Below are 3980 nucleotides of genomic sequence, written 5' to 3' on the forward strand. Positions count from 1 at the left end.
CCCGCCGCGGCCAGCGTCGCGGCGGTGGCGGCGGCCGCCGGTCTCGGCGGCGGGAGCGCGGCGAAGGCGAGCAACAGGCTCGCCAGCCCGCGGCGCGGCAGCATGGCGATGGAATCCCCCTGGTCGCGGCCCACCCCCCCGAGCGGACCGCTGGTGGCGATTTAGCACATCAGTTCCGTGGCTTGCCACACTTTGCTGCGAGCGCGTGGGAAGCTCCGCCCGGGCGACGCCCCGCCTTGCCGCCGGCCTGCCCGGCGCCGCATCGTGCCGCCCGGACCAGAGGGGGAAAAGCGATGGCGGCCGCGCCCGATCCGACGCCGGGGCGGCCGGGGCTCGGCATCGCCCTGGTGATCGGCTCCACGCTGGCCTTCGCCGTCAGCCCGGTCGCGGCGCGGCTGGCCTATGAGGATGGCAGCGGGACGCTGACGGTCGTCACCCTGCGCGGCGCCGTCGCGGCGGCGCTGATGGCGCTGCTTGTGCTGCTGCTTCGACAGGGCTTCCGGCTGGATCGCCGCGCCTGGCCGGCGACCTTCGCCTGCGGCGCGCTGCAGGGCATCGCGGTGTTCGGCTTCCTGGGCGCGGTCGCGCTGGTGCCCGTCGGCGTCGCGGTGCTGCTGTTCTTCACCCATCCGCTGCTGCTCGCCACCGTCGCGCATCTGCGGGGAACGGAGCGGCTCGACCTGCGGAAGGCGGCGCTGATGGGGGCGGTGCTGGCCGGCCTCGTGCTGGTGCTCGGGCCGGAGGCGGGCGCGCTGGACCCAACGGGCCTCGCGCTCGGGGCGCTCTCGGCGGTCGCGATCAGCGGCATGATCCTGTGCATCGGCCGGGCGCAGCGCCACGCGACGAGCACGCAGGTGAACCTCTACGCGACCGGCGTCGGCACGCTCGGGACCGGGCTTGCGATGGGGCTCCTCGGCGCCTGGGCGCCGCCGGCGGGGGCGGCGGGCTGGCTCGGCATCCTGGCCGCCGGGCTCGGGGTCGGGTTCGGCCTGCTCGGCTTCTTCGCCGCGCTGCGCCACATCGGCGTCGTGCGGGCGACGGTGCTGAGCAGCGTCGAGCCGCTCTACAGCATCCTCCTCGCCGCGGCGCTGCTCGGCCAGGGGCTGCGGCCGGCGCAATGGGCCGGCGCGCTGGTCGTCGTGCTGGCCCTGGCCCTGTTCGAGGCGCCGCGGCGGGCCAAGCCTGCCGGCTGATGGGGGGACAGGGCCCGGCGCCGGGGCGCCGGCCTGCCGGGGAGGCTGCCGGACACCGCGCTTGTGGCCTCGGGCGGCTAGACCTATGGTGCAGCGCCCCGGCGACGACGCCGTCGGCAGGAGTTCGCGCTTCGCGTGGCCGCCCGGCCCCGCCCCCGACCGCGGTCTGCGGCGAGTGGTGGTCGGGTCGGCCGCAGTCCTGGCATGGGTTCGGCACCTCGTCCGCAAGGGCGATCCGACGCCCGCGCTTCGCCAGGTGCCGCGACCGATCCCTGCCGGCGCGGAGCGCGCACGCGACATGCCCGATCCCCGGCCCTTTCCGCCCGGGCCCGAGCCATGTCCCGAGCGACCGCCGCCTGCCCACGCGCCTGCGAACGGCGCCCCGCTGCTGCCGTCACGGCGCGATGCGGGGCCGCCGCCCGGAGGGCTTCGGGGCCTCGCGAGGCGTATCCGCCGGATCCGGCGGCGCGCGACCCTGGCCCTGCCCGCGTCGCGCCCGTCCGGTCCACCGAACCCACCCAGGGCCGCGCCTCGTGCCGGCCCGCCGCGAAGAAAGGGGCCCGCCGCTTGGTGACAGACCAGCCGCGCTGCCGCTTCGCGGGCCCCGTCCTCCATCGCCGCCGCGGATGGCCATTGCGTCGCCGCGGCGCGGAGTCCCCGCTTCCATGACCAAGCGCATGCTGATCGACGCATCCCACCCGGAAGAGACCCGGGTGGCGGTGCTGGACGGCAACCGGCTCGAAGCCTTCGACATCGAGTCCGCCAACCGCCTGCCCCTGAAGGGCAACATCTACCTGGCCCGCGTCGTGCGGGTGGAACCCAGCCTGCAGGCCGCCTTCGTCGAATACGGCGGCAACCGCCACGGCTTCCTGGCCTTCGGCGAGATCCATCCCGACTACTACCAGATCCCGGTCGCCGACCGGCAGCGGCTGCTCGAGATGCAGCGCGCCGAGGCGGAGGAGGAGCGCAAGCGCGAGGAGGCGGAGGACGCCGCCCGCGCCAACGACGCCGCGCTGAACGACGCGCTCGCCGCCGCCACGGCGGAGGCGCCGGAGGGCGAGGCGACGGAGGCCGACCCGCAGGCCCGCATCGTCACCGTGGAATCCCAGGCGGCCGAGGCGACCGTGCCGCATGACGGCGTCCCCGTGCCCGAGCAGTCGCCCGAGCCGCCGGCGGAGGCCGCGTCGGCCCTCGTGTCCGAGGCGCCCCAGGGCGAGGACCACGTTCCCGGCGCCTCCGACGCCACGGCCGAGCCGGCCGAGGCCGGCGCCCAGGACGCCGCGGCGGAGGCCGAGGGCGCGAACGGCGACGACGGCCAGGGCGGCGAGGCGTCGAACGGCGCCGAGTCCGAGCCCGTGCTGCCGCCCGAGACGGTCGGCGGCACCACCGAGGACGACGTGCGCGAGCGGCGGATCCCGCCGAAGTTCATGCGCAACTACAAGATCCAGGAGGTGATCAAGCGCCGGCAGATCATGCTGGTGCAGGTGGTGAAGGAGGAGCGCGGCACGAAGGGCGCGGCGCTGACCACCTACATCTCGCTCGCCGGCCGCTTCAGCGTGCTGATGCCGAACAGCCCGCGCGGCGGCGGCGTGTCGCGCAAGATCACCTCGGCCGCGGACCGCAAGCGGCTGCGCGAGGCGATCGACGAGCTCGGCCTGCCCGACGGGATGAGCCTGATCGTGCGCACCGCCGGCGCGCAGCGGCCGAAGCCCGAGATCAAGAAGGACTGCGAATACCTGCTGCGGCTCTGGGACAACATCCGCGAGCGCACCTTCGCCTCCACCGCGCCGGCGCTGATCTACGAAGAAGCCGACCTCATCAAGCGCTCGATCCGCGACACCTACGGCAAGGACGTGGACGAGGTGATCGTCGAGGGCGAGGACGCCTACAACGACGCGCGCGAATTCATGCGCATGCTGATGCCCTCGCATGCCAGCAAGATCCGGCTGTCGCGCGAGCCGCTGCCGCTGTTCGCCAAGCACGGCGTCGATGCGCAGCTGGAGTCCATGCACAACCCGACGGTGCAGCTGAAGTCGGGCGGCTACATCGTCATCAACCAGACCGAGGCGCTGGTCGCCATCGACGTGAACTCCGGCCGCGCGACGCGCGACCGGCACATCGAGGACACGGCGCTGCGCACCAACCTGGAGGCCGCCGACGAGGTGGCGCGCCAGCTGCGCCTGCGCGACCTCGCGGGGCTCATCGTCATCGACTTCATCGACATGGAGTCGAACAAGCACGACGCGATGGTGGAGCGCCGCCTGAAGGAGGCGCTGAAGCAGGACCGCGCGCGGATCCAGGTCGGCCGGATCAGTCATTTCGGCCTGCTCGAGATGTCGCGCCAGCGGCTGCGGCCCTCGCTGGTCGAGCACAGCTTCGTCACCTGCCCGCATTGCCAGGGCCGCGGCCTGGTCCGCAGCGTGGAGAGCAGCGGGCTGGCGGTGCTGCGCGCCATCGAGGAGGAGGGCGGCCGCCGCCGCGCCGCCGAGATCGTGGTGCATGTGCACAGCCAGGTCGCCTTCTGGCTGCTGAACAAGAAGCGCGAGCGCCTCATGGAGGACGAGCAGCGCTTCAACATGCAGATCGTCATCCAGCCCGACGACAGCCTGGTGCCGCCGGCGCTGCGCATCGAGCGCACGCGCGCGCAGAGCCCGGATGCGGTCGCCGACCGCCCGGCCGCGCTCCGCATGGACTATGCGCCCGAGCCGGACCTGCCCGAGGAGGCGGAGGAGGCCGAGGCGGGCGCGGAGTCCGCGGGGCCGGCGCGCGCCGAGGGCGAGGGCCGCG

At 74.4% G+C, this 3980-nt stretch carries 2 protein-coding genes; both read left to right on the plus strand.

The genetic code is table 11. From position 1 onward, the window contains the following. Positions 1-293: 293 nt before the first annotated feature. Positions 294-1193 (plus strand): DMT family transporter, encoded by a 900-nt coding sequence (locus tag L2I40_RS20040; RefSeq protein ID WP_237216945.1) that lies wholly within the window; start codon positions 294-296, stop codon positions 1191-1193. 665 nt (positions 1194-1858) lie between these two features. Continuing rightward, positions 1859-3980: Rne/Rng family ribonuclease (locus L2I40_RS20045; protein WP_237216946.1), on the plus strand; the 2122-nt coding region annotated here is incomplete at its 3' end.

This window comes from Falsiroseomonas oryziterrae (assembly GCF_021864505.1).
Lineage (GTDB): Bacteria > Pseudomonadota > Alphaproteobacteria > Acetobacterales > Acetobacteraceae > Falsiroseomonas > Falsiroseomonas oryziterrae.

Bases quoted from the DNA above. Each gene is read 5' to 3' on its own strand.
- L2I40_RS20040 (WP_237216945.1), top strand. From the start codon at position 294: ATGGCGGCCGCGCCCGATCCGACGCCGGGGCGGCCGGGGCTCGGCATC.